The sequence below is a fragment of the Nocardia implantans genome (assembly GCF_035544775.1).
Taxonomy (GTDB): Bacteria; Actinomycetota; Actinomycetes; order Mycobacteriales; family Mycobacteriaceae; genus Nocardia; species Nocardia implantans.
In genome coordinates this window covers 340,453-362,655 of record NZ_JAYKYQ010000005.1, presented here as the reverse complement: position 1 = coordinate 362,655, position 22,203 = coordinate 340,453, and the positions used below count along the sequence as shown (strand labels likewise).

General features: G+C 70.6%; 22 protein-coding genes. 10 read left to right on the top strand and 12 right to left on the bottom strand.

Going from position 1 to position 22,203, the window contains the following annotated elements:
* Positions 1–93 precede the first annotated feature (93 nt).
* Positions 94–774 (bottom strand): TetR/AcrR family transcriptional regulator, encoded by a 681-nt coding sequence (locus U3653_RS14920; protein WP_195080011.1) that lies wholly within the window; start codon positions 772–774, stop codon positions 94–96.
* 147 nt (positions 775–921) lie between these two features.
* On the opposite strand from U3653_RS14920, the gene U3653_RS14915 reads away from it, so the two are divergent.
* A complete protein-coding gene (locus U3653_RS14915) occupies positions 922–2,436 on the top strand; it encodes an MFS transporter (protein ID WP_195080296.1) in 1,515 nt (504 codons plus the stop codon).
* 60 nt (positions 2,437–2,496) lie between these two features.
* Here U3653_RS14915 and U3653_RS14910 read toward each other — a convergent pair whose 3' ends face one another.
* The 3 genes from U3653_RS14910 to U3653_RS14900 form a co-directional block, all read right to left on the bottom strand.
* Positions 2,497–2,937, bottom strand: a complete 441-nt coding sequence (locus U3653_RS14910; RefSeq protein WP_195080012.1) for a nuclear transport factor 2 family protein — start codon at positions 2,935–2,937, stop codon at positions 2,497–2,499.
* Positions 2,938–2,946: 9 nt separating this feature from the next.
* On the bottom strand, positions 2,947–3,747 hold the full coding sequence (locus U3653_RS14905; RefSeq protein ID WP_195080013.1) for an SAM-dependent methyltransferase: 801 nt from the start codon (positions 3,745–3,747) through the stop codon (positions 2,947–2,949).
* A gap of 144 nt (positions 3,748–3,891) precedes the next feature.
* On the bottom strand, positions 3,892–4,938 hold the full coding sequence (locus U3653_RS14900) for a hypothetical protein (RefSeq protein ID WP_195080014.1): 1,047 nt from the start codon (positions 4,936–4,938) through the stop codon (positions 3,892–3,894).
* 356 nt (positions 4,939–5,294) lie between these two features.
* Between U3653_RS14900 and U3653_RS14895 the strand changes: the two genes are divergently transcribed.
* Positions 5,295–6,314 (top strand): alpha/beta fold hydrolase, encoded by a 1,020-nt coding sequence (locus U3653_RS14895; RefSeq protein WP_195080015.1) that lies wholly within the window; start codon positions 5,295–5,297, stop codon positions 6,312–6,314.
* 44 nt (positions 6,315–6,358) lie between these two features.
* The gene (cobG, locus tag U3653_RS14890; protein ID WP_195080016.1) at positions 6,359–7,561 is read left to right on the top strand and encodes a precorrin-3B synthase; all 1,203 of its coding nucleotides are present in this window, start codon (positions 6,359–6,361) and stop codon (positions 7,559–7,561) included.
* Positions 7,562–7,574: 13 nt separating this feature from the next.
* On the opposite strand, the gene ddaH is transcribed toward cobG, so the two are convergent.
* Positions 7,575–8,420 carry a dimethylargininase gene (gene ddaH, locus U3653_RS14885; RefSeq protein ID WP_323124003.1) on the bottom strand — a complete coding sequence of 282 codons (846 nt, stop codon included), beginning with the start codon at positions 8,418–8,420 and terminating at the stop codon, positions 7,575–7,577.
* 137 nt (positions 8,421–8,557) lie between these two features.
* Here ddaH and U3653_RS14880 point away from each other — a divergent pair, with 137 nt between their 5' ends.
* From U3653_RS14880 to U3653_RS14860, 5 genes are all read left to right on the top strand, one after another.
* Positions 8,558–8,995 (top strand): Lrp/AsnC family transcriptional regulator, encoded by a 438-nt coding sequence (locus U3653_RS14880; protein WP_195080018.1) that lies wholly within the window; start codon positions 8,558–8,560, stop codon positions 8,993–8,995.
* Positions 8,996–9,096: 101 nt separating this feature from the next.
* Positions 9,097–9,732, top strand: a complete 636-nt coding sequence (locus U3653_RS14875; protein ID WP_195080019.1) for a precorrin-8X methylmutase — start codon at positions 9,097–9,099, stop codon at positions 9,730–9,732.
* The gene (gene cobJ / locus U3653_RS14870; protein WP_195080020.1) at positions 9,729–11,288 is read left to right on the top strand and encodes a precorrin-3B C(17)-methyltransferase; all 1,560 of its coding nucleotides are present in this window, start codon (positions 9,729–9,731) and stop codon (positions 11,286–11,288) included. The genes U3653_RS14875 and cobJ overlap by 4 nt, the downstream gene beginning before the upstream one ends.
* Before the next feature lie 32 nt (positions 11,289–11,320).
* Positions 11,321–11,716: a hypothetical protein gene (locus U3653_RS14865; RefSeq protein WP_195080021.1), complete on the top strand. Its 396-nt coding sequence runs from the start codon at positions 11,321–11,323 to the stop codon at positions 11,714–11,716.
* 57 nt (positions 11,717–11,773) lie between these two features.
* Positions 11,774–12,304 carry a PadR family transcriptional regulator gene (locus U3653_RS14860; protein ID WP_195080022.1) on the top strand — a complete coding sequence of 177 codons (531 nt, stop codon included), beginning with the start codon at positions 11,774–11,776 and terminating at the stop codon, positions 12,302–12,304.
* Between the two features lie 28 nt (positions 12,305–12,332).
* Here the strand turns inward: U3653_RS14860 and U3653_RS14855 are convergent, their stop codons facing one another.
* The 4 genes from U3653_RS14855 to dprE2 form a co-directional block, all read right to left on the bottom strand.
* Entirely contained in the window at positions 12,333–13,067 is a 735-nt protein-coding gene (locus tag U3653_RS14855; protein WP_323124034.1) for a cobalt-precorrin-6A reductase, read from the bottom strand.
* A 2-nt stretch (positions 13,068–13,069) separates the two neighbouring features.
* The gene (locus tag U3653_RS14850) at positions 13,070–13,687 is read right to left on the bottom strand and encodes a DUF8020 domain-containing protein (RefSeq protein WP_195080023.1); all 618 of its coding nucleotides are present in this window, start codon (positions 13,685–13,687) and stop codon (positions 13,070–13,072) included.
* Positions 13,688–13,766: 79 nt separating this feature from the next.
* Positions 13,767–15,032: a precorrin-6y C5,15-methyltransferase (decarboxylating) subunit CbiE gene (gene cbiE, locus U3653_RS14845; RefSeq protein ID WP_195080024.1), complete on the bottom strand. Its 1,266-nt coding sequence runs from the start codon at positions 15,030–15,032 to the stop codon at positions 13,767–13,769.
* Positions 15,029–15,784 carry a decaprenylphospho-beta-D-erythro-pentofuranosid-2-ulose 2-reductase gene (gene dprE2, locus U3653_RS14840; protein ID WP_195080025.1) on the bottom strand — a complete coding sequence of 252 codons (756 nt, stop codon included), beginning with the start codon at positions 15,782–15,784 and terminating at the stop codon, positions 15,029–15,031. The genes cbiE and dprE2 overlap by 4 nt, the downstream gene beginning before the upstream one ends.
* 113 nt (positions 15,785–15,897) lie before the next feature.
* Between dprE2 and U3653_RS14835 the strand changes: the two genes are divergently transcribed.
* The gene (locus U3653_RS14835) at positions 15,898–16,329 is read left to right on the top strand and encodes a PPOX class F420-dependent oxidoreductase (RefSeq protein ID WP_195080026.1); all 432 of its coding nucleotides are present in this window, start codon (positions 15,898–15,900) and stop codon (positions 16,327–16,329) included.
* A 39-nt stretch (positions 16,330–16,368) separates the two neighbouring features.
* Here the strand turns inward: U3653_RS14835 and U3653_RS14830 are convergent, their stop codons facing one another.
* Positions 16,369–17,499, bottom strand: coding sequence for a M24 family metallopeptidase (locus U3653_RS14830; RefSeq protein WP_195080027.1), 1,131 nt, complete (start codon positions 17,497–17,499; stop codon positions 16,369–16,371).
* An 83-nt stretch (positions 17,500–17,582) separates the two neighbouring features.
* Here U3653_RS14830 and U3653_RS14825 point away from each other — a divergent pair, with 83 nt between their 5' ends.
* The gene (locus U3653_RS14825) at positions 17,583–18,548 is read left to right on the top strand and encodes a 5'-3' exonuclease (RefSeq protein ID WP_195080028.1); all 966 of its coding nucleotides are present in this window, start codon (positions 17,583–17,585) and stop codon (positions 18,546–18,548) included.
* 96 nt (positions 18,549–18,644) lie between these two features.
* Here U3653_RS14825 and U3653_RS14820 read toward each other — a convergent pair whose 3' ends face one another.
* Both U3653_RS14820 and U3653_RS14815 read right to left on the bottom strand, forming a co-directional pair.
* Complete coding sequence (locus tag U3653_RS14820) at positions 18,645–19,334, bottom strand: DUF4333 domain-containing protein (protein WP_195080029.1); 690 nt, start codon at positions 19,332–19,334, stop codon at positions 18,645–18,647.
* Between the two features lie 164 nt (positions 19,335–19,498).
* Positions 19,499–22,201 carry a DEAD/DEAH box helicase gene (locus U3653_RS14815; protein WP_195080030.1) on the bottom strand — a complete coding sequence of 901 codons (2,703 nt, stop codon included), beginning with the start codon at positions 22,199–22,201 and terminating at the stop codon, positions 19,499–19,501.
* Positions 22,202–22,203 lie beyond the last annotated feature (2 nt).

Sequence of the window (22,203 nt, the reverse complement as noted above, 5' to 3'; positions counted from 1 at the left end):
TCGCTGCTCGCCGGGGAGGGTCTGGCTTTCGACAGTGGCGCGACCGCACCGGACTTTCACCGGTTTCCTCGTCGTCCGCCGAGCACGCCGATGCTACCTGCCGCCTGGATCGGCCTCCTGCGCGCGCCCCGCCCGTCCGCCCGCGGGGCGGTCGCTCGCGCGGGCCGCCAAGAAGTCGTCCACCAGCCGGGCGCAGTCGGCCGGAGTGATCGGTTCGAGCCCGACCAGCCTGGCGAAGACGATCGGACCGACGAGCTGGGTCAGCGCGAACGTCACGTCCGGGTCACCCAACTGGGCCCGCACCTCCGGATCGCCGAAGAGCTGGTCGAACGGCTTGCGGTACTGCTCGATGAGCCGACGGCGCAGCGACGTGAAATCCGGACCGGCCCCTGATTCCCCGCGCTCGCCGGTGGCCAGCCACGCCAGCGTGGAGATCTGCAAGGGCGCCTCGTTGACGACCGCGGCCTGCCTGCTGAGCAGTTCGATCAGTCGTCGCCGGAGCGGACCGGCGGGCGGAGCCTCGATCACCGGCGGCAGCAGCCGCTCGAGCGTGGCGGCGCGCAACTGCGTCGCGTTGTCGAAATGCCGGTACAGCGTGGTTCGCGCGACCTTGGACATGGTGGTGACCGCCTCGACGGTGACCGCTTCCAGCCCACCGGTTTTCAGCAGCGCGGTGGCGGCGTCGAGCAGTCTGGCGCGGGAGCGCGCCTTGCGCGGGTCGACGTCGTCGTCGGCAGTGGACTCGCGCGGGGTCGGGTCGGCGGCACCGGTCATGGGTCGAACATTGCTCCTCCGTCGCGCCTATCGCCACCCCGCTCACTTATGCTACTGATAGTAGCGTAGCGATACTGACAGTTTTGTTTCAGTCCGGGAGGCGCCGTGGGGTCCACCACGACACGTTTGTCAGCCGCGCACCGCTGGATGCTGACGATCTCCTGCCTCACCGTGGCCCTGGTCATCGCATCGATGGCGGCGCTGTACACCGCGCTGCCGGAGATCGCCGCCGCGACGGGCGCGAGTCAGCAGCAGCTCACCTGGGTCGTCGATGGGTACACCCTGGCGCTGGCCTGCCTGGTTCTTCCCGCCGGCGCGCTCGGCGACCGCTTCGGCCGGCGCGCGGTGCTGGTCATCGGGCTGTTCGTGTTCGCCGCGGCCTCGGCGGCGCCTGCGCTGCTGCACGCGCCCGGGTGGTTGATCGCGGGCCGTACGGTCGCCGGGGTTGGCGCCGCTCTCGTCATGCCTTCGACGCTGTCGCTGATCACCGCCGGATTCCCGGAGTCACGCCGAGGCAATGCCGTCGGGCTGTGGGCGGGCGTCGCCGGCGCGGGCGCGGTGCTCGGCATCCTCGGCTCGGGGCTGCTGCTGGAGCGGTGGTCGTGGGTGTCGATCTTCCTCGCCATGGCCGCGGCGGGACTGGTTCTGCTGATCGCGGGATGCACACTGCCGGAGTCGGTGGACCTGGATCGTCCCAGGTTGGACGGGTGGGGGGCGATCACCTCGGCCACGGCTGTCGGAACGCTGGTACTGGCCGCGATCACGGCGCCCGAGCGCGGATGGCCGGACCCTCTGGTGCTCGGCGCCGCCGTCGTGGCGGTGCTGGCGGCCGCGGCGTTCGTGGTGCTGCAGAAGCGGGCGGCGCACCCCCTGCTGGATCTGCGCCTGTTCACCGATCGAGGCTTCGGCTCCGGCACCGCGGCGGTGACCCTGCAGTTCCTCGTCTGCTTCGGGACCTTCTTGCTGATGGTGCAGTTCCTGCAGCTGATCCTCGGATACCGGCCGATCGTGTCGGCCCTGGCGATGGCGCCGATGATGGTGCCGATGGTGGCGGTCTCGGCGGTGGCGCCCCGACTCGCCGAACGAGTCGGACTGCGTGTGCCGATCGCGGGCGGGCTGGTGATCATCGGCATCGCGCTCGTCGCGCTCTCCCGCGTCGAGGTCGACACCACCTATGCCGACCTGCTCTGGCCGTTCCTCGTCATGAGCGCGGGCACCGGGCTGTGCACCGCGCCCGCGACGGCCGCGATCATCGCGGGCACCCCGGTGGAGAAGCACAGTGTCGCCGCCGCGGTGAACGACGCGGCGCGCGAAGTGGGCGCGGCGATCGGCATCGCCATCGCGGGCAGCATCCTGGCCGCCGGGTACAGCCACCGCATCGCGCCCGCCCTGCCGCGGCTGCCGGAACAGGTGCGCGAACCGGTCGGCGACTCGCTGGCGGCGGCGCTGCAGGTCACCGAGCACATCGGCCCGCAAGCCGCACCCTTGGCCGAGCTCGCCGAATCGGCCTTCGTGCACGGTGCCCAGCAGGCCGCGCTCGCACTGGCCGTAGTCACCTTCGTCGCCGCGATCCTCATCGGCGTCTGGGCCCCGGGACGCGCCTCACGCAGGACGGCGAACCCGGCGTCCGGAGCGCGGACGCGATCGACGACGACACCATGACGATCGCTCGCCGGCACACCACGAACACTTCACCACGGCCGCGTCGGCCGGCGCGCCGGATCAGACCAGGTCGGCGTTCCCGTCGATCACCTCGAGGTGGTAGTGGAACCGGTTGACCCGCCAGCCCTGCGCGGTGCGCTCGACACCGAGGGAGTAGCTGCCCACGAAGGTGCGCGTCTTGCCCTCGGTCGCGGCGTTCTTGACGTGCACCGCGATGGCGTCGGCGTGCACGCGCGCCGTGTCACCGTCCAGATCGATGAGATGGTTGCCCGACTGGTGGTGCACCCCGTCGAGGTCGGCGAGCCCGGTGCGCCAGTCCGCGATGATGTCGGCCGCGGCGCGCTCGCCGACCGGCCCGCCGAACCCGCCGTCGAAATCCACGGTCGCGGTGAACACCTCCGCCGACAAGTCCTCCCAGCGCTTCTGATCGGTGTACACGAACATCTTGGTGATCACATCGATGATGGCGAGCCGGTCGGCGAGAGTGGCGATTTCGGACATACGCCGACCCTAGTCGGCGCGCGCGTCCCGCGCCTTGCGGACCACACCGCCGAGCAGCACCAGCGCGGTTTCCGGCAGGTCGTCACCGAGCCACCGCTGCAGGGGAACCACACCGGGCTCGATCATCTCGAATCCTTCGAAGAACGACTCGACCACGGCCGCGGACCGATAGACCACCTGCGCCGAGGATTTCGCGGTATCCGACGACGACTGGTTGATGAAGTCCGGATCGCTGTCGTCTGAGCCGTGCGTGAACGCCAGATAGCTGCCCGGAGCCATGACTTCGCGCAGCCGAGCGACGATCTCGGCGGGACCTTCGTCGTCCATCACGAAATGCAGGACACCGACGAGCGTGATCGCGACCGGCTCCGCGAAGTCGATCGCACCCCCGCTGATCAGCCGGTCGATGATGTCGTCCGGACGGCGCACGTCCCCCAGCATCGCCGTCACGCCGTCCGCGTGCGCGAGCAGGGCATTGCAGTGCGCGTGGACGACCGGGTCGAAATCGACGTACACCACTCGCGCCGACGCATCGACCTTGTGGGCGACCTCGTGCACATTCGGCGAAGTCGGGATACCCGCGCCCAGATCGATGAACTGCCGGATCCCAGCCTCGGCGGCCGACTGGACCGCCCGCACCAGGAATTGGCGGCTGAACCAGGCCAGGGTCTTGGTATCCGGGGCGATGGACAGCATGCGGTGCGCGACTGCCCGGTCCACCTCGTAGTTGTCTTTGCCACCGAGGAGATAGTCGTATACCCGGGCGGAGTTCGGCAGGTTCGGATCGACGCCCCGCGGTGCTCGCTCCATGCCGGACACCGTACCTCCCGATCGCCCCGATCAGGATCCTGACAAACAGTCGCGCACCATCGCTGCCAATCCCGACCGTGCGATAGCACCAGCGTAGCGAATCTCGTTGTGGGAAGCGCTCTTCGAATCGGCATACGCACCGGCTCACACGGCGGGCGTCCCACCCGCCGCGAGCAGGTGCGCTCGCGCCATGAGCTCGTCCGCCACCGGGCGCGGACGGCGGCCCAAACCGCATGCGCAGGCGACGCCGTCGACCGGGCGGCCCAGCGCCTTCTCGATCACCCGCAATGTCCGCGACTGCTGAGTCTCGGTGGGAACGTCGTGCACGAACCCCGCGTAGAAATTCGTGCCCGGATCGAGGGCCAGTTCCGCCAACGGCGCATAGAACTCGGCCTTCTCCGACGGCGGCACATCGCCCCCCGCGAGCGGACCGTGCACGTATTCCAGCACGCGCCCCCGCGGCCAGTGCCGGACGACCGAATTGGCCAGATCGACCAGCGGCCTGGCATCGCGCAAGCGGCCGCGCGCCTTGTTACGCAGACTGCCCAGGCACAGGTGCACCCCGAACCGGGTGCCCTCGGGAGCGGCCGCGGCCAGCGCGGCGATGCCCTTCCCCAGGCCCAGCGCCCGATCGGCCGGCCGGTGCGCCGGCTGCGCCTTCGCCATCAGCACCAGTTCCGCGGTGGCTTCCAGCTGCACGACGACGTCGTCGCCGGCCAGCTCGCGGATGGCCGTGATGTCACGCACGGTGGCGTCGAGGAAGGCGCGGCGATGCCGCCGCACGCCTGCGGCTCCCATGGCGATGAACGTGAGCGTGAAATCGGTCGGCATGCCGATCTGCAGTGCGAGACCGGGCATCTCGCGCTCGGCGCGCAACGCGCGGAAGATCGGCAGCGCCTCCTCGGCCTCCGCGAGATAGCCCAGACGCATGGTCTCGCCGGGCAATTCGGCGCCGCGCGCGACGCGATGAATCGTCCGCTGCCGGCTCGATCCCCAGGTCCCCTGCTTCTTCACCGCAAGAACCCCTTGGTCGACCAGGTCTTCGATGATCGGCTGGATGTAGAACTCGTAGCGCCCGGTCTCCCCGGTGGGCAAGGTACGCAGTCGCGTTCCCGCGCTGTCCAGCATCGCCCGCATCGCGACGTCCGTGCTATCGGCCGGAAAACTTCCGACGAAGTGCACCGTTCGCATACCCGCCTCCTGTCCCGTCGCACCCACGTTCCCGCGCTCCTTGTCCATCGCGTCGTCCCGGACATCCGCCGTCCCGACGCGATATCGGGCGCGGCCGGGTACACGCATGCGGCATCGACTGCGTGATAGCCACGGATCATTGTGCGCGGTATGGCCGTTCGCCGGACAACATCAGTTCCGTCTTGTCCTTCGCGATCGATGACGCTCGCGAAGATCGGCACGTGCGACCGATCTCGACAGCTGCGCCTCGCGCGCCGAAATAGATTGGCGGAAACGGTGTTACGGAGCCCACACGCAGCTGCGGCCTGCGACGAGAGGTATTGCGTCCGGCGAAGTGGACGCATAGCCTGCGTCGCGTGCGAACCTCGCTACGGTCGATCGCCGCGTCCGCGGCCGCGATCCTTCTCTGTCTGGCACCGAGCACCGCCCACGCCGAGGACACCGCGCCAGGACGTTGCGTATCGGTCTCCATCCCCGTACCGCTCGGAGAGATGGCCGGCTCCTTGTGCACTCCCACGGCACACGCCACCGACACCGTCATGGTGCTGATCGCGGGTTCCAACTACAACGCGACCTATTGGGATTTCCCCTACGCTGCGGAGACCTACAGCTTCCGGCGCGCGATGAACGCCGCTGGCATCGCGACGCTGGTGGTCGACCGGCTCGGCAACGGGGCGAGCACCCGCCCGCCGAGCACGCAGGTGACGGCGACGGTCTCCGCCCGTGCCCTGCACGACATCGTCGGGTCCCTGCGCGCCGGGCTGGCGGGCGCGCCCCCGTTCGGCAAGGTCATCACCGGAGGGCATTCGCTCAGCTCGGGCATCGACGTCCTGGAGGCGACCACGTACCAGGACGTCGACGGCGTTCTGCTCACCGGTTTCTCCCATGCGCTCAACGTCTCCGAGGTGCTCGGCGTCATCTCCACCTACCACCAAGCCGCCGAGGATCCGGCATTCGCCGGGCGCGGTTACGACCCGGGTTATCTCGCGACGCGACCCGGTACCCGCGCCGCCAGTTTCTTCGCACCGGAGACGGCCGACCCCGACGTTCTCGCGGTGGACGAGGCGAACAAGGAAGTGTTCTCGCCGACCGAGTATCCCGACGGCCTGACCTCCACCATTCCGCCGATGACCAATTTCGTCGACGTCCCGGTCCTGGTCGTCAACGGCAGCCTGGACCGGCTGTCCTGCGGCCCCGCGTACGCCGTCTGCGCGGACGCCGAGACACTGCGCGCCACCGAAGCGCCGTTCTTCGGCCCGGCGGCGCGACTGCGCACCTTCGTGCTGCCCGGCAGCGGGCACTCGGTCAATCTGGCCCGCAACACCGCCGAATACCGGGCCGCCGTCGTCGACTGGGTGCGATCGATCGGGCAGTGACCGGCCGTTCCGCCCGGCGGCGGCGTCCGTAGGCTGGAGCCGCTATGACACGAGGTGCTCCTGATTCCTGTCCGGGCGTGCTGCGGCTGCATCAGGCGGCCGATGGGCCGCTGGCCCGCGTCCGCGTGCCCGGCGGCCGACTGGAACCCGCCCAGTTGCAGGCGCTGGCCGAGGCCGCGCGCGACCTGGCGGACGGCACCATCGAGCTCACCTCGCGCGGCAACGTGCAACTGCGCCGGGTGAGCGATGCGGCCGCCATCACCGACCGGCTCGCGGCGGCGGATCTGCTGCCGAGCACCACGCACGAACGGGTGCGCAACATCATCGCCTCACCACTGTCGGGCCGGATCGGCGGCTTGGCGGACGTGCGCCCGCTGGTTCCCCCGCTGGACACCGGCCTGCTCGCGGCGCCGCGGCTGGCCGGCCTGCCCGGCCGGGTGCTGTTCACCCTCGACGACGGACGCGGCGACGTCAGCGGCCTCGGCCCCGACATCGGCGTGCACGCGGTCGGGCAGGACGAGTTCGCGCTGCTGCTGGCAGGCGGCGACAGCGGCCTGCGGCTGTCCGCCGCCGATGCTGTGGACGTCATGCTGGCCGCCGCGCACGAATTCCTGGATCTGCGCGGCGACGACCCCGGCCGGTGGCGGCTGCACGAGATCGAACACGGGGCCGAACGCGTCGTCGATCGTCTGGGCCTGTCCCCTGGTGCGGAAAGACTCGCATTCACCGCCTCGCCGAGCGTTCCGATCGGCTGGCTACAGCAGGACGACGGATCGGTCTCGCTCGGCGTCGGCGTGCGCCTCGGCTCCCTGCCCGCCCGCACCGCCGAATTCATCGCCGCGGTCCAACGACCGGTCTTCGTCACGCCGTGGCGCAGTCTGGTGATCACCGATCTGGCGGAGTGGACCGCCGAACAGGTGGTGCGCGTGCTCGCGCCGATGGGCTCGATCTTCGACGCCGACTCCCCGTGGCTGCTGGTCAGCGCGTGCGCCGGGCAGCCGGGCTGCGCGAAATCGCACACCGACGTCCGAGCCGACGCGGCGGACGCCGTCGCCACGGGCCGAGTCCTGCCGGGACCGGCCGTTCCGCTCGATCCACCGCCGACGACAGCCGCCGCGGACGTCGCGGTGGCCGGGCGTCAGCACTGGTCCGGATGCGATCGCCGCTGCGGCCGTCCCCGTGGAGAGGTCACCGACATCGTCGCTACCGGCGACGGCTATATCGTCCGGCCGCGCCGCCTCCCGTGATGCCTGCGTCAGGTCATCTGCCGTGGATCTCGAGGGTGCAGCATTTGACGCAGCCACCGGCTTTGAGCAGTTCGGACATCTCGATACCCACCGGATGGTAACCACGGGCGCGCAGGGCCGCGCTCAGGTCGGCGGCCGCGCTGCTGAGAAAGACGTTGGCGCCGTCGCAGACCCCGTTCAGTCCGAGCACCGCCGCGTCCGCGTCGGTCGCCACGATCGCGTCGGGATAGAGGTCGGCCAGCACCGCGCGCGCCGCGGGGCTGAAGGCGGGCGGGTAGTAGGCGATGGTGTCGGCGTCCAGCGGAAGCAGCACCGTGTCCAAGTGGTAGAAGCGCGGATCGACCAGTTCCAGCGACACCACGGGTAATCCGAAGTGGCGCGCCACCTCCTCGTGCGCGGCGCGTGAGCTGCGGAATCCCGTTCCGGCCAGCAACCGGTCGCCGACCAGCAGGAAGTCGCCTTCGCCTTCGTTGCATTCCGCGGCGGCCACCAGGTTCGGCAAGCCGGCACGGGCGAACCAGGCGTGATAGGCCGGGCCTTCCGCGGCGCGCTCGGAATGGGTGAAACGAGCCGACATGGCGCGGTCACCGACGATCAGCCCGCCGTTGGCGGCGAACACCATGTCGGGCAGGCCCGCGACACCGGGCACCACCTCCACGGTGTGCCCGTATTCGGTGTACGTGGCGCGCAACTTCTCCCACTGCGCGATGGCCAGCGCGCGGTCGACGGGCTCGGCGGGATTCATCCAGGGATTGATGGAGTAGGTGACGTCGAAATGGTCGGGACGGCACATCAGGAACCGGCGCGGCGACCAACGGCGGGCGGCGGATTCGAGGGGGAGGGTGGCTACAGACGTCAACGGAACTCCCGGCAGTGAATGGGAACTTGCGGCTGCCACGACGGTAAGTCGCATAGCATTGCGCCAGAAATGACGATTCGTTGCGCATCTCAGCGAAAATTGCGCGGATTATTGCGCGGACGGCGGGAAGGTGTGACGTGGACGACCTCGACCGGCGGATTCTCGAACAACTGCTGAAGAACGCGCGGGCCTCGTTCCAGGAGATCGGCGGCGTGGTCGGATTGTCCGCGCCCGCGGTGAAACGGCGAGTAGACCGGCTCGTCGCGGGCAAGCAGATCACCGGCTTCACCGCGCTGGTCAATCCCGCCGCGCTGGGCTGGAGGACGGAGGCGTACGTCGAGGTGTACTACCGCGACAACATCTCCCCGGCCGAACTCAAACGCAGTCTGGAACCGATCCCGCAGGTGGTCGGCGTGTGGACGATCGCGGGCGAAGCCGACGCGCTGGTGCACGTGATGGCCACCGACATGACCGAGATCGAGGTGACCGTGGAACGGATCAGGGAGAACGCGCGAGTCGGGCGCACCCGCAGCGCCATCGTCATGTCCCGGATTCTCGAGCGTCCGCGGACCTGATCCGGCGGCGCCGTCGCCGCGCTGTGCTGCCGTCCGGCCCGTGACGCGCAGCGCCCGACCCGGACCGATCTGTCCGGACCCGCACCCATATGGTGGACCGCATGTCCGACGTACGTGCCAGCTACCTGACCGACGGGGCCGAGATCTACCGTCGCTCGTTCGCGACGATCCGCGCCGAGGCCGATCTGAGCGGGTTCCCGCCGGACGTGGCGCAGGTGGCGGTGCGGATGATCCACGGTTGCGGTCAGGTGGATCTCGCCGCGGACATCGCCTTCTCCCCCGGCGTCGTGGCCTCGGCACGGGCGGCGCTGCGCGCGGGCGCGCCGATTCTCTGCGACGCCACCATGGTCGCCTCCGGCGTGACCAGGAAGCGACTGCCCGCCGACAACGAGGTGCTGTGCACCCTCGCCGACCCGCGGGTGCCGGAGTTGGCCGCGGCCAGGGGCACCACCCGCTCCGCGGCCGCGCTCGAACTGTGGCAAGACCGTCTGGACGGCGCCGTCGTCGCGATCGGCAACGCGCCGACCGCGCTGTTCCATCTGCTCGACCTGCTCGACGCGGGTGCGCCGCGGCCCGCCGCCGTGCTCGGCATCCCGGTCGGCTTCGTCGGCGCGGCCGAATCGAAGGACGCGCTGATCGAGTTCGGCGGCGTCGAATACCTCACCGTGCGCGGCAGGCGCGGCGGCAGCGCCATCACCGCGTCGGCGCTGAACGCGATTGCGAGCGAACAGGAATGAGCACTCCGGGCAAGCTCTGGGGCGTCGGACTCGGTCCCGGCGATCCCGAGTTGGTGACCGTCAAGGCGGCCAACGTGATCGGCGCCGCCGATGTGATCGCGTTCCACAGCGCGCGCCACGGCCGCAGCATCTCCCGCCGGATCGCGGCGCCGTACATGCGCCCCGGTCAGCTGGAGGAGCATCTGGTCTACCCGGTGACCACCGAGACCACCGACCATCCCGGCGGCTACCAGGGCGCGATCGACGAATTCTACGAACAGGCCGCCCAGCGGCTGGCCGAGCACCTCGCCGCGGGCCGCTCGGTGGCACTGCTCGCCGCGGGCGACCCGCTGTTCTACAGCTCCTACATGCACATGCACCGGCGGCTGGCCGACCGGTTCGAAGCCGAGATCATCCCGGGCATCACCTCGGTGAGCGCGGCGTCGGCGGCGCTGGGCACGCCGCTGGTCGAAGGCGAGCAGGTGCTCACCGTGCTGCCGGGCACCATGCCGGTCGACGAGCTCACCCGGCGGCTGCGCACCACCGACGCCGCCGCGATCATGAAGCTGGGACGCACCTATCCCGGTGTGCGCCAGGCACTCGCCGACTCCGGCCGGCTCGCGGGCGCGTATTACGTCGAGCGCGCGAGCAGCACCGAACAGCGCGTGCTGCACGCGGGTGCGGTGGACGACGCGGAGGTGCCCTACTTCGCCATCACCCTCGTGCCGGGGCCCGAGCCGACCACGCCGCTGCCCCGCCTGGACGGAGACATCGTCGGCGATCGCGAGCAGGACACAACCGAGCGGGTCGGTGAGGTCGTGGTGGTGGGGCTGGGTCCCGGCGCGCCCGAGTGGACCACCGACGAAGTGCGCGCGGCGCTGGCCGAGGCCACCGATCTGGTCGGCTACACCACCTACCTGAACCGGGTGCCCGAACGCCCTGGCCAGCGTCGTCATGCCAGCGACAACCGGGTGGAGTCCGAACGCGCGGCCATGGCCTTGGATCTGGCCAAGCGAGGCGCGCGGGTCGCGGTCGTCTCCTCGGGCGATCCGGGGGTCTTCGCGATGGCGGCGGCGGTGCTGGAGGAATCCGCCGACCCGCAGTGGCGCGAGGTGCCGGTGCGGGTGCTGCCCGGTCTCACCGCGGCCAACGCGGTGGCCAGCCGCGCGGGCGCACCGCTCGGGCACGACTACGCGATGATCTCGCTCTCCGATCGGCTCAAGCCGTGGGAGGTTGTGGCGCAGCGTCTTTCCGCCGTCGCGGCGGCCGACATGGCGATCGCGATCTACAATCCGGCGTCCTCGCAACGCACCTGGCAGGTGAGCGCGATGCGGGATCTGCTGCTGGAGCATCGCAAGCCGGACACCCCCGTCGTCATCGGCCGCGACGTCGGCGGACCCACCGAATCGGTCCGAATGGTCGCGCTCGGCGACCTCGACCCCGCGGAGGTGGACATGCGGACACTGCTGATCATCGGCGCGTCCACCACCACGGCGCTGGAAACCCGCGCGGGCACCCGGGTCTACACCTCCCGCCGGTACGGTCGCGCGCGCGACGCGGCCCTCGGCGGCGCGTAGGATCGCCTGACGCACCGAAGATCGGAGGGACCTTGGCCGCGACACTGTCGGAGCTGACGCTGCGCGCCCGAGCCTTGGAGGCCAGGGCCACCGCGAGCGAACAGGCACTCGACGAGCAGGGCGAGGTCCTCAACGAAGTCGCGGCGCTGACCAGGAAGGCGCTCGACGGGATCGGCCGCATCGACCGGCGCGCGGAATCCATCGACCAAGCCGTCGGCGAGCTGCGCCGCGACGTCGGAGACCTGCGCGAGAATGTGGGCGAACTCACCCGCAGGGTCACCGTGCTCGAACAGGGGCAGGTCCGCCTGGAACAGGGGCAGGCCGCGCTCGCCCGCGGGCAGCAACAGCTCGAACAAGGACAGGAACGGCTGGAGCAGGGAATGGCGCAGGTGCTCGCCCGGCTCGACGAGTTGACCGGCCGCGCCTGACCCACCCCGTTCAGGTAACATTCCACTATGGAATGTTGAGAGCGAAGGGAGCAGTCGTTGACCGATACCGCGACCAAACGCAAGGCACTCAACTCGACGGCGGCGTCGTTGCTCGGATTTCTGCACGAAGGCGCCATGTCGGGATGGGATCTGGTGACCGAGGCACAGGACCGCATCGGCGATTTCTGGACCATCACGCAGAGCCAGGTCTACCGGGAACTCGCCGCCATGGACGCGGCGGGACTCGTGGAGAAGGGCGAGACCGGAGCCAGGGAGCGCACCCCCTACCACATCACCGACGCGGGCCGGGAAGCGTTCCTGGAATGGATCGCCCGCGACCCCGGCGGGGAAACCATCCGGGTGCCGTTGCTGCTCACGCTCTCCTTCGGCGAGCATCTCGATCGCGATCGGCTCGACGGCATCATCGCCGCCAACCGGGAGATCCATCAGGCCCGGCTCACCAGATATCTCGCCGAGGACCCGGAGGGCAAGTCCGCATTCGCCCGCGCCACTTTGGATTTCGGGATTCGCTACGAACGAACGGTGCTGGACTGGTTCGATCACCTGCCGGAACTTCTCGGCAGCTGATCGCTCCGGCTGACGGCCAGGACCCGTGTCAGCCGCGCCGGTCGCGCAACCAATCCAGTGCCTGGGCAGCGGATTCCACGATCCGCGCGCCCTCCGGCAGTGGCGGGCGGTCGACCACGACGACCGGGATGCCCGCGGCGCGGGCGGCGGCGAGTTTGGCCTCGGTCTGCTCCCCGCCGCTGTCCTTGGTGACGAGCACGTCGATCCGGTGCCGCGCGAGCAGCCGCGCTTCGTCTTCCACCGCGAACGGCCCACGGGCGAGCAGCAGTTCCTGCCGCGGCGGCAGCGCGCCCTCCGGCGGGTCGATGGTACGGATCAGGAACCATTGCCGGGCGAGTCCGGCGAACGCGTCGACGCCTTGCCTGCCGATGGTCAGGAACACGCGCTCGCCGAGCGCGGCGACTTGCGTCGCGGCCGAGGGGAGATCGGGTACGCGCGTCCACCTGTCCCCCTTCTGCTCCACCCACCGGGGCCGGCGCAGGTGCACCAGCGGCACACCCGAAACTCGCGCGGCGTCCGCCGCGTTGGCGCTGATGGCCGCCGCGAACGGATGGGTGGCGTCGACCATCGCGGCCACGTCGTTGGCCGCGAGCCAGGCGCGCAGCCCCTCGGCGCCCCCGAAGCCGCCGATGCGGACCTTGCCCTCGGGCAGCAAGGGCGCGCGCACACGACCGGCGAGCGAGGACACGATCTCCCATCCTCGCTCGCCGGAAGCGATATGGGCCAGCTCCCGCGCTTCCCGGGTGCCGCCCAGAATCAGGATTCTCAGGGCTGGCCGCTGAAGTAGGCGATACCCGCGTTCAGCAGCGACGGCCCGCCCGCGACGGCCAGACCGATCAGCGCGCCGAGCACCGCGCCGGGCAGGATGCCGACGCCGAAGAACACGATGCCGATCGCGGCGCCGATCAGGCCACCGACCAGGGCGCCGAGCGAGGCGCGCTGCAACTCCGCGAAGAACCACTCCTGCGCGCCGATGAACTCGGCGGCGACCGGCGCGTTCGCGGTCGGCGCCACCTGCGGCGTCAGCGTCAGCTGCCTGCCCTCGTCGGCGACGGACGCGGCGATCCGGACCTGTTGGCCCTTGGCCGTGGCGGTGAGCGGAACGGTGGTGACGGTCTCACCCGCGGCGTTCTTCAGGGTGACCGACCGGTTGTCGGTATCGACGCTGAACGCGCCACCGGTAACGCTGGTGACCACCGACTTGCCCGCGTCGGCGAGCTGCAGCGCGTAGCCGACGCCCTGATCGGTGCCCGTCACGGTGGGCGATGCGGCGGCCTGGTCCTGCGCCGCGGGCGGCACCGGAGCGGCGTAGGAGGTGCCTGCGGTGACTCCGGTGGCGGCGACGGCCAGCAATGCGGTAGCGGCGAACTTCTTGTATCTCATCTATCTCCCCAACAGGATTCGGATTTCCGATCAATGATCGGAACTCGGCCCCGACCCTACCGCGTGACCGGTAACGTGTTCACCCCTGCGCGGGGAACGCCCGCGCGGTTTTCACCACCGACCACTGCGTGACCGGAAGCTGCGGACGCCAGGTGGTGAAGGATCCCAGCGGTTCCGCGCGGTAGATCTGGAACTTCCGCAATCCGCCACCCTCGGCGCCCGCCCAGCTGAGCAGCAGCGATTCCGATTCCGCCGTCACCGCGTTCGCGACGAGCCTGCCGCCTTGACGCAACTGCGCCCAGCATGTCTCGAGCACGCCATCCTGGGTCAGGCCACCACCGACGAAAATCGCGTCGGGCGAGGCGATTCCGGCGTCGGCGGCGACTTCGGCGCGCAGCTCGCCGCGAACCTGGATGTGCGGCACGCCCAGCGCCTCGGCATTGTCGGCGATCTGGCGCCGCCTGCGTTCGAGCCGCTCGAACGCGACGGCCCGGTTGCCGGGATGCGCCCGGCACCACTCGATGGCGATGCTGCCCGAACCGCCGCCGACATCCCACAGCAGTTCCCCGGGAGCGGGCGCCAGCGCCGCCAGCGTCAGCGCGCGGACCTCGTGCTTGGTGAGTTGGCCGTCTCCGCCGAACAATTCGTCCGGCAGTCCGGGTAAGCGGGTGGCACGCGGCTGGTCCCGGTCCGCCGAGCAGGTGATCGCCACGATGTTCAGCGGATCGCCCGGCGGCAGTTCCCACTGTTTCGCGATTCCGGCGCGGCGCCGTTCGGCGGGGCCGCCCAGTTGCTCGAGCACCGTCAGCTCCGAACCGCCGAAACCGTTGCGCCCCAGCAGTTGCGCCAGATCGCGCGGTGTGTGCTCGTCGGCGCTGAGCACCAGCAGCCGCCTTCCGTCGGCCAGCTCGGGTAGCACCGTCGCCAACGGACGCCCGACCACGCTGACCACCGGTGTCTGCGCCAGCGGCCAGCCCAGCCTGGCGCAGGCGAGAGAAGCCGAAGACGGCTGCGGCAGCACCCGCAGCGCCTGCGGGCCCAGCAACCGGGCCAAGGTGACGCCGATTCCGTAGAACATCGGATCACCGCTGGCCAAGACGCACAACCGTGCCCCGCTGTGCCGTTCCAGCAAATCCGGCAACGCGGGTAGCAAAGGCGAAGGCCACCTCACGCGGCGCGCCGCGACGGCCGGCGGCACGAGCGCCAGCTGACGGGCGGAACCGAACAGGACCTCGGCGCCGCCGACCGCCTCCCGCGCGGCGCGACCGAGGCCGTCCCAGCCATCGGCGCCGATCCCGATGACCGTGATCGGCGCGCCGGCCCACGAGACGGGCGTCGCGTTCATCGGGGCATCCGGCGCCAGATCGCTTGCGGCAGCAGGCGCATCGCGAAGAACACCGGTCGCAGGATGCCGGGCACCCACACCCGGCTCGCGCCACGGCGCAGGGCACGGACCACCGCGTCGGCGACCTCATCCGGCGTGCTGGAGAACGGCGCGGGAGACATCCCCTCGGTCATCCGCCCGATCACGAATCCGGGGCGGACCAGCAGCAACCCGACGCCGCTTCCGTGCAGGGCGTCCGCGAGACCGGAGGCGAAGCCGTCGAGTCCCGCTTTGGCCGAGCCGTAGACGTAGTTCGCGCGCCGGACCCGCACCCCGGCGACCGAGCTGAACACGACGATCCGTCCCGTGCCCTGCGCGCGCAGCAGATTCGCCAGCGTGGTGAGCACACCGGCCTGGGCGACGAAATCGGTGTGCAGGATCGCCGCCGCGTGGGCGGGATCCCGCTCGGCGCGCTGCTGATCACCGAGCACGCCGAAGGCGAGCACCGCGATCGCGATCGGCCCGTGCTCGGCGGCGATCTTCTCCAGCAACACCGGATGACTCGCCATGTCGTCGGCGTCGAATTCGGCGGTGTGCACCTCGCTCGCACCCGCCGCCGCGATCTCCGCGCGCTGCGCGTCCAAGTCGCCGCTGCGCCTGGCCGCGAGCACGACCGCTCGTCCCGGTGCCAGCCGCCGCGCCACCTCGAGCCCGATCTCGCTCCGGCCGCCGAGCAGCAGCACGGTCCCATCGGGCAAACCACGCGTTCCCATGCGCCCAGTCTGTCATTCGCGCCGGCGGGGCTCGTCATCGCGCACCGGCGCGGCCGCATCCCCGGCTCCGGGCTGGTGCGGCGTCGTCGGGCGCCGAAGGCTACGGTCGGGGAATGCCGACGAGTACTGCTGAGCTGTCGCCCGCCGCCCTCGAGTTCGTCGCCGAACGGCACCTCGCCACGCTGACGACGTTGCGCGCGGACGGAACGCCCCATGTGGTGGCGGTGGGTTTCACCTGGGACCAGGAGGCCGGGATCGCGCGCGTCATCACCAACGACGGGTCGGTGAAAGTGCGCAACGTGCGCCGCTCCGGCTATGCGGCGGTCAGCCAGGTCGACGGGATCCGGTGGTTGACGCTGGAGGGCCCGGCCACGGTGCTCGACGCCCCCGACGACGTCGCCGAGGCGGTCGAGCGGTACGCGGGTCGTTATCGCGTGCCGCGGGAGAACCCGACACGCGTGGTGATCGCCATCCAGGTCCGGCGCGTCCTGTCCAGCAGCACGCTGGTCGCACCGGCCGCGGAAGGGAACGGCGCCGGCGCGTAGCGGCTCCCTGCGCCGTCATCGCTCGCCGTCAGCCGTCGATCACAGCACCATCAGGCCGTGCGGCCGCTGGTTCAGCGATTCACCGCCGTCGTCGGTGACGACCACGATGTCCTCGATGCGCGCACCCCACTCGCCGCGGAAGTAGATGCCCGGCTCCACGCTGAATGCCATGCCGGGCCGCAGGACCAGATCGTTCCCCATGACGATGTAGGGCTCCTCGTGCACCGACAGGCCGATGCCGTGCCCGGTGCGATGCACGAAGGCGTGCCCGAGACCGGCTTCGGTCAACGGTTCGCGCGCCGCGGCGTCCACCGAGGCCGCGGTGACGCCGGGGCGGACCGCCGCGACCGCGGCGGCCTGCGCGCGTTCCAGTTCGGCGTATCGGGCGGCCACCTGCGGATCGGGCTCGCCGAGGACGTAGGTGCGAGTGGAGTCGGAGTAGTAGCCGGGCTCGACCGAGCCGCCGATGTCGATGACCACCACGTCGCCGGTCTCGATCCGGCGCTCGGACACGCGGTGATGCGGGTCTCCTCCGTGCGGGCCGCTGCCGACGATGACGAACGCCGCCTCGGTATGCCCCTCGGCCACGATCGCGTCCTCGATGTCGCGGCCGACCTCCGCCTCGGTGCGCCCGGCCCGCAAGAACTCGCCCATGCGCGCGTGCACCCGGTCGATCGCGGCGGCCGCCCGCCGCAGCGCGTCCACCTCGGCCGGATCCTTGATCATGCGCAGTTCGCGCAGGACGGGTGTGGCCGACACCGGAAGACCGGTGAACGACTCGGCCAGCGGCAGCAGATGCAGAGCCGGCATGACGTCGGCAACGGCCACCCGGGAACCGACGTGCAGCGCCGACTTCACCAGCGCGTACGGGTTGTCGGTGCCGTCGACCCACTCCAGCACTTGCAGCCCCAGTTCGCCCGCCGCCGAGGCCTCCAGCGACGCCAGCTCCAGTTTCGGGATCACGACCGACGGCGTCGCTCCGTCCGCCGGGATCACCAGACAGGTCAGCCGCTCGAACGACTCGGCCGCCGAGCCGATCAGGTAGCGCAGGTCCGGGCCGGGGGTGATCAGCATGGCATCCAGGTGGGCGGCCCGGATCAGCTCCACCGCCCGCTCCAGCCGTGCTCCGTAGACGTCCGCCGCGAACCTCGAATCCGTATGCGCGCTCATTCGTCCGACGTTACCCGCCGCGACCGCCCGGCGAACGCCCAACTTCGCCGGGCGGTGTCGGTGCGACCGAGTAGCCTCAGCCCGTGACCTCTGCTTCCGGTGGGCCCCTGCTGCTGTTGGACGGAGCCAGTCTGTGGTTCCGCGCCTTCCACGCCATCCCCGACAAGATCACCGCGCCCGACGGCCGCTCGGTGAACGCGCTGCGTGGTTTCACCGACATGGTGGCGTCGCTGATCACCAGGTTCGCCCCCAGCCGGCTGGTCGTGTGCCTGGATCTGGACTGGCGGCCTGCGTATCGAGTCGAACTGGTCCCGTCCTACAAGGCACACCGGCTGGACACCTCGCCGGAGGCCGCGCCCGGCGCCGAGACCGTTCCCGACACGCTCACCCCGCAGGTCGAGATGATCCTGGAGGTGCTCGACGCCGCCGGGATCGCGACCGGCGGCGCCGAAGGCCTGGAAGCCGACGACGTGCTGGGCACCCTGGCGACCAGGGAGCGCGCCGCCGAGGTGGTCGTGGTCAGCGGCGACCGCGACTTGCTGCAACTGGTCCGGGACGAACCCGCACCCCCCGTGCGGGTGTTCTACGCCGGGCGCGGGCTGGCAAAGGCGGAATTGTTCGGCCCGGCCGAGGTGTCGGCGAAGTACGGTGTGCCGCTGCGCAACGCGGGCCCGGCCTACGCCGACATGGCGACGCTGCGCGGCGACGCCTCCGACGGCCTGCCCGGCGTGGCAGGCATCGGCGAGAAGTCCGCCGCCACTCTCATCTCCCGCTTCGGTTCCCTGGACGCCTTGGTCGCCGCCGTCGACGATCCCGGCGCCGACCTGGCGCAAGGCGTGCGCGCCAAGCTGCGCGCCGCCGAGGCCTACTTGAAGGCCGCCGCACCGGTCGTGCGGGTGGTCCGCGACGCCGAAGTAACCCTGTCCCGCGACGACGCCCTGCCCACCGAACCGGCCGACCCCGACCGCCTGCGCGCCCTCGCCACCGCCTACAACGCCGAAAGTCCGGTCACACGCCTGATCACGGCACTAGCGGCCCGCACCGCCTGACCCGCAAGCGCGTCGCACGAATCACGCGGGGCGTTGGAAGAGTGCGATACGGCCGGATCCCCAGCGCCGAAGGCGCTGGAAAACCGACCTCCCACCTCAGCTGGGGCGGCCGACCTCGTAGGTGCCGTCGTCCTTGGTGATCTTGATGGTCACCTTCTTGGCCTCGCCGCTGACCTTCACGCTGCACTCGAAGGTGGCGTCGACCTTGACTTCCTGGCCGGACGGGCAGGAGACGTCGCTGATGTCCTGGATGCCGTAGGAGTCCGACAGCACCTTCTTCACGCCGTCCTGCACGGCGGCCTGGTCCAGCTGGTCCTTGGCGGTCAACACGAGCACGAGGGCGACGATGGCGCCGACCACCGCGACACCGAGCACCGACAGCCCGATGATCAGGCCTTTGTTCTTGCCGCCCTGCTGCGGCGGCTGCTGACCGGGAGCACCCCACTGCGGCTGCTGCTGCGGCTGCCCCCACTGCGGCTGCTGACCCTGCTGGCCCCAGTCCTGCTGCTGCGGTTGGCCCCACTGCGGCTGCTGGCCTTGGGCAGGCTGCTGGCCCCACTGCGGTTGCTGGGGCTGCTGCGGCTGCTGACCCCACTGCTGCTGGGGCTGGCCCCACTGCTGCTGGTCACCCCAGTGCTGGGTCGGCTGAGCCGAGGCCGGGGTCTGCGGCTGACCGCCCCACTGCTGCGTGGGACCGGCCCCGCCCGGCGCCTGCTGTCCACCCCACTGCTGGGTGGGATCGTTGCGTCCCTCCCCGGGGTCGTTCGGTCCGTACGGGCCGCTCATCTGCTTGCCTCCACTCGCATCGTTGTACACACGGTAGCCCCCCGCGTGGGCCTCGTCGCATGACACGACTACTCCGCCACGGTCGGTACGCGAAAGAAATCAAATCACAATCGAATCCGCCGTGTTGCTATTGCCGCCCGCCGCGCGCCCGTAGCTCGCGCCGCTCAGGCGGCGTCCACCGCCACGACACCTCGCCGGATCGCCCGCACCGCCTTGGCGGCGGTCGCGGCGACCTCGGGATCGTCGGCGGTGCCGTGGATCTGATCGAGCAGATCGATCACCTGTCTGCACCAGCGCACGAAGTCACCGGCCGACAGCGGCGCGCCCTGATCGCCGCTGGCGAGCAACGACTCGGCCAATCCATCGCCGCGCGCCCATTTGTACACGCCGTCGACGAAGCCGAGATCGGGTTCCCTGGTCGGCGACAGTTTGTGCCGCGCTTCGTCCGAGCGCAGCTCGGACCACACGCCGATGGTCGCGCCGACCGCGCGACGAATCGGGGCCGTCGGTCCGGACGCGCCGAGATAGCCGCCCTCCTGGCGGGATTCGTACACCAGGATCGAGACCACACCCGCCAGCTCCGCCGGGCCGAGGCCGCGCCACAGTCCCTTCCGGAGGCATTCGGCGACCAGCAGATCGCTTTCGGCGTAGATGCGCGCCAACCGGCGTCCATCCGCGGTCACCTCGCTCTCGTGCACGAATCCGCGTTCCTCCAGCAGACCGAGAATCCGGTCGAACGTGCGCGCCAGCGAGTTGGTGGTCGCGGCAACCTTCTGGCGCATCGCCTCCGTCTCGCGCAGCAGCCGGTTGTAGCGCTCGCCGATCCGGGCCAGTTGCTCGCGATCGGGCCGGGAGTGCGCCGGATGCGCGCGCAGACTGCGGCGCAACGTGGCAAGTTCGCGGTCGTCGGCCGCGGCGGAGTGCCTGCCGCGGCGTGGCCTGCCCGGCACCGAGATGCCCGTGCTGCGCAGCGCCGAGGCCAGATCGCGGCGGGTGCGCGCGGTACGGTGATCCACCCGGCGCGGCAGCCGCATGTGCCCGAGCGCTTCGGCGGGCACCGGGAAATCGGCGACCGAAACCCGTCCGGCCCACTTGTCCTCGGTGAGCACCAGCGGACGCGGATCGCCCGGCGTCGCGTCCGGCTCCAGGATCACCGCCAGCCCGGCGCGGCGGCCGGACGGAATCGCCACCACGTCACCGCGCCGCAGTGCGCCCAGCGCGTCCACCGCCGCGCCACGCCGGTCGGCACGGCTCTGCTGGGCCAGCTGCCGCTCCCGCTGCTTGATCCGCTCACGCAGCGACAGGTACTCGAGGAATCCGCCTTCGGCGCCGCCGAGCTGGCCGCGCAGCTTGCGCAGGGCCCCCTCGTTGCGTTCGATGCCGCGCACCAGCCCGACCACCGAACGGTCCGCCTGGAACTGGGCGAACGATCGCTCCAGCAGGGCGCGCGACTCGTCGGCGCCCATCCGATCGATGAGGTTGATCGACATGTTGTAGCCCGGCCGGAACGAGCTGCGCAGCGGATAGGTGCGCGTCGAGGCCAGGCCCGCGACCGCGCTGGTGTCCACCTCGGGCTGCCACAGCACCACCGCGTGGCCTTCGACGTCGATGCCGCGCCGCCCCGCACGCCCGGTCAGCTGGGTGTACTCCCCCGGCGTGAGCTCCGCGTGTGACTCCCCGTTGAACTTGACCAGCCGTTCCAGCACCACGGTGCGGGCGGGCATGTTGATGCCGAGCGCCAGCGTCTCGGTGGCGAAGACCGCGCGCACCAGCCCGTTGACGAACAGTTCCTCGACGGTGTGCCGGAACGCGGGCAGCATCCCGGCGTGATGCGCCGCGAGACCGCGGTGCAGCGCCTCGCGCCACTCCCAATAGCCGAGCACCTCCAGATCGGTCTTGGGCAGATCGCCGGTGTGCTTGTCGATGATCGCGTCGACCTCGTCGCGCTCCTCCGGACGGCTCAGGTCCAGCCGCGAGCGCACGCACTGCGCGAGCGCGCCGTCGCAACCCGCCCGGCTGAAGATGAACGTGATCGCGGGCAGCAGGCCCTCTTCGTCCAGCTTGGCGAGCACCTCCGGCCGCGGCAACGGGCGGAAATCCCGGCGCGGGCCGCCGCGACCGTTGCGCGGGGAGCCCCAGCTGTTCATCCGGTCGGCCGCCTCGCGGTGGCGGATGAACCGCACCAGGTCTTCGTCGACGAGGACCTTCTGCTCGGTGGATTTGGTGTCGAACAGGTCGAACATCCGCCGTCCCACCATGACGTGCTGCCACAGCGGCACGGGCCTGGTCTCGTCGACCACAACGGCGGTGTCGCCGCGCACGGTCTCCATCCAGGCGCCGAACTCCTCGGCGTTGCTCACCGTGGCCGAGAGACTGACCAGCCGCACATCCGGGGACAGGTGCAGGATGACCTCTTCCCACACGGCGCCGCGGAACCGGTCGGCGAGGTAGTGCACCTCGTCCATCACGACATAGGACAACCCGCGCAGCGCGTCGGAGGAGGCGTAGAGCATGTTGCGCAGCACCTCGGTGGTCATCACGACCACCGGCGCGTCCGGATTGATCGATTGGTCGCCGGTCAGCAGTCCGACCTTGTCGCGGCCGTGGCGCTCGGTGAGGTCGGCGAACTTCTGGTTCGACAGCGCCTTGATCGGCGTGGTGTAGAAGCACTTCCCGCCCGCCGCCAGCGCCAGGTGAACGGCGAACTCGCCGACCACCGTCTTACCCGCGCCCGTGGGAGCGCAGACCAGGACACTGTGGCCTTCTTCGAGCGCCGCACAGGCGTCGCGCTGAAACGGATCCAGCCGGAACTTCAGTTCGGCGGAGAATACGGCCAACTCGCCCGTCTGCGACCGGTCAACTGTCACTC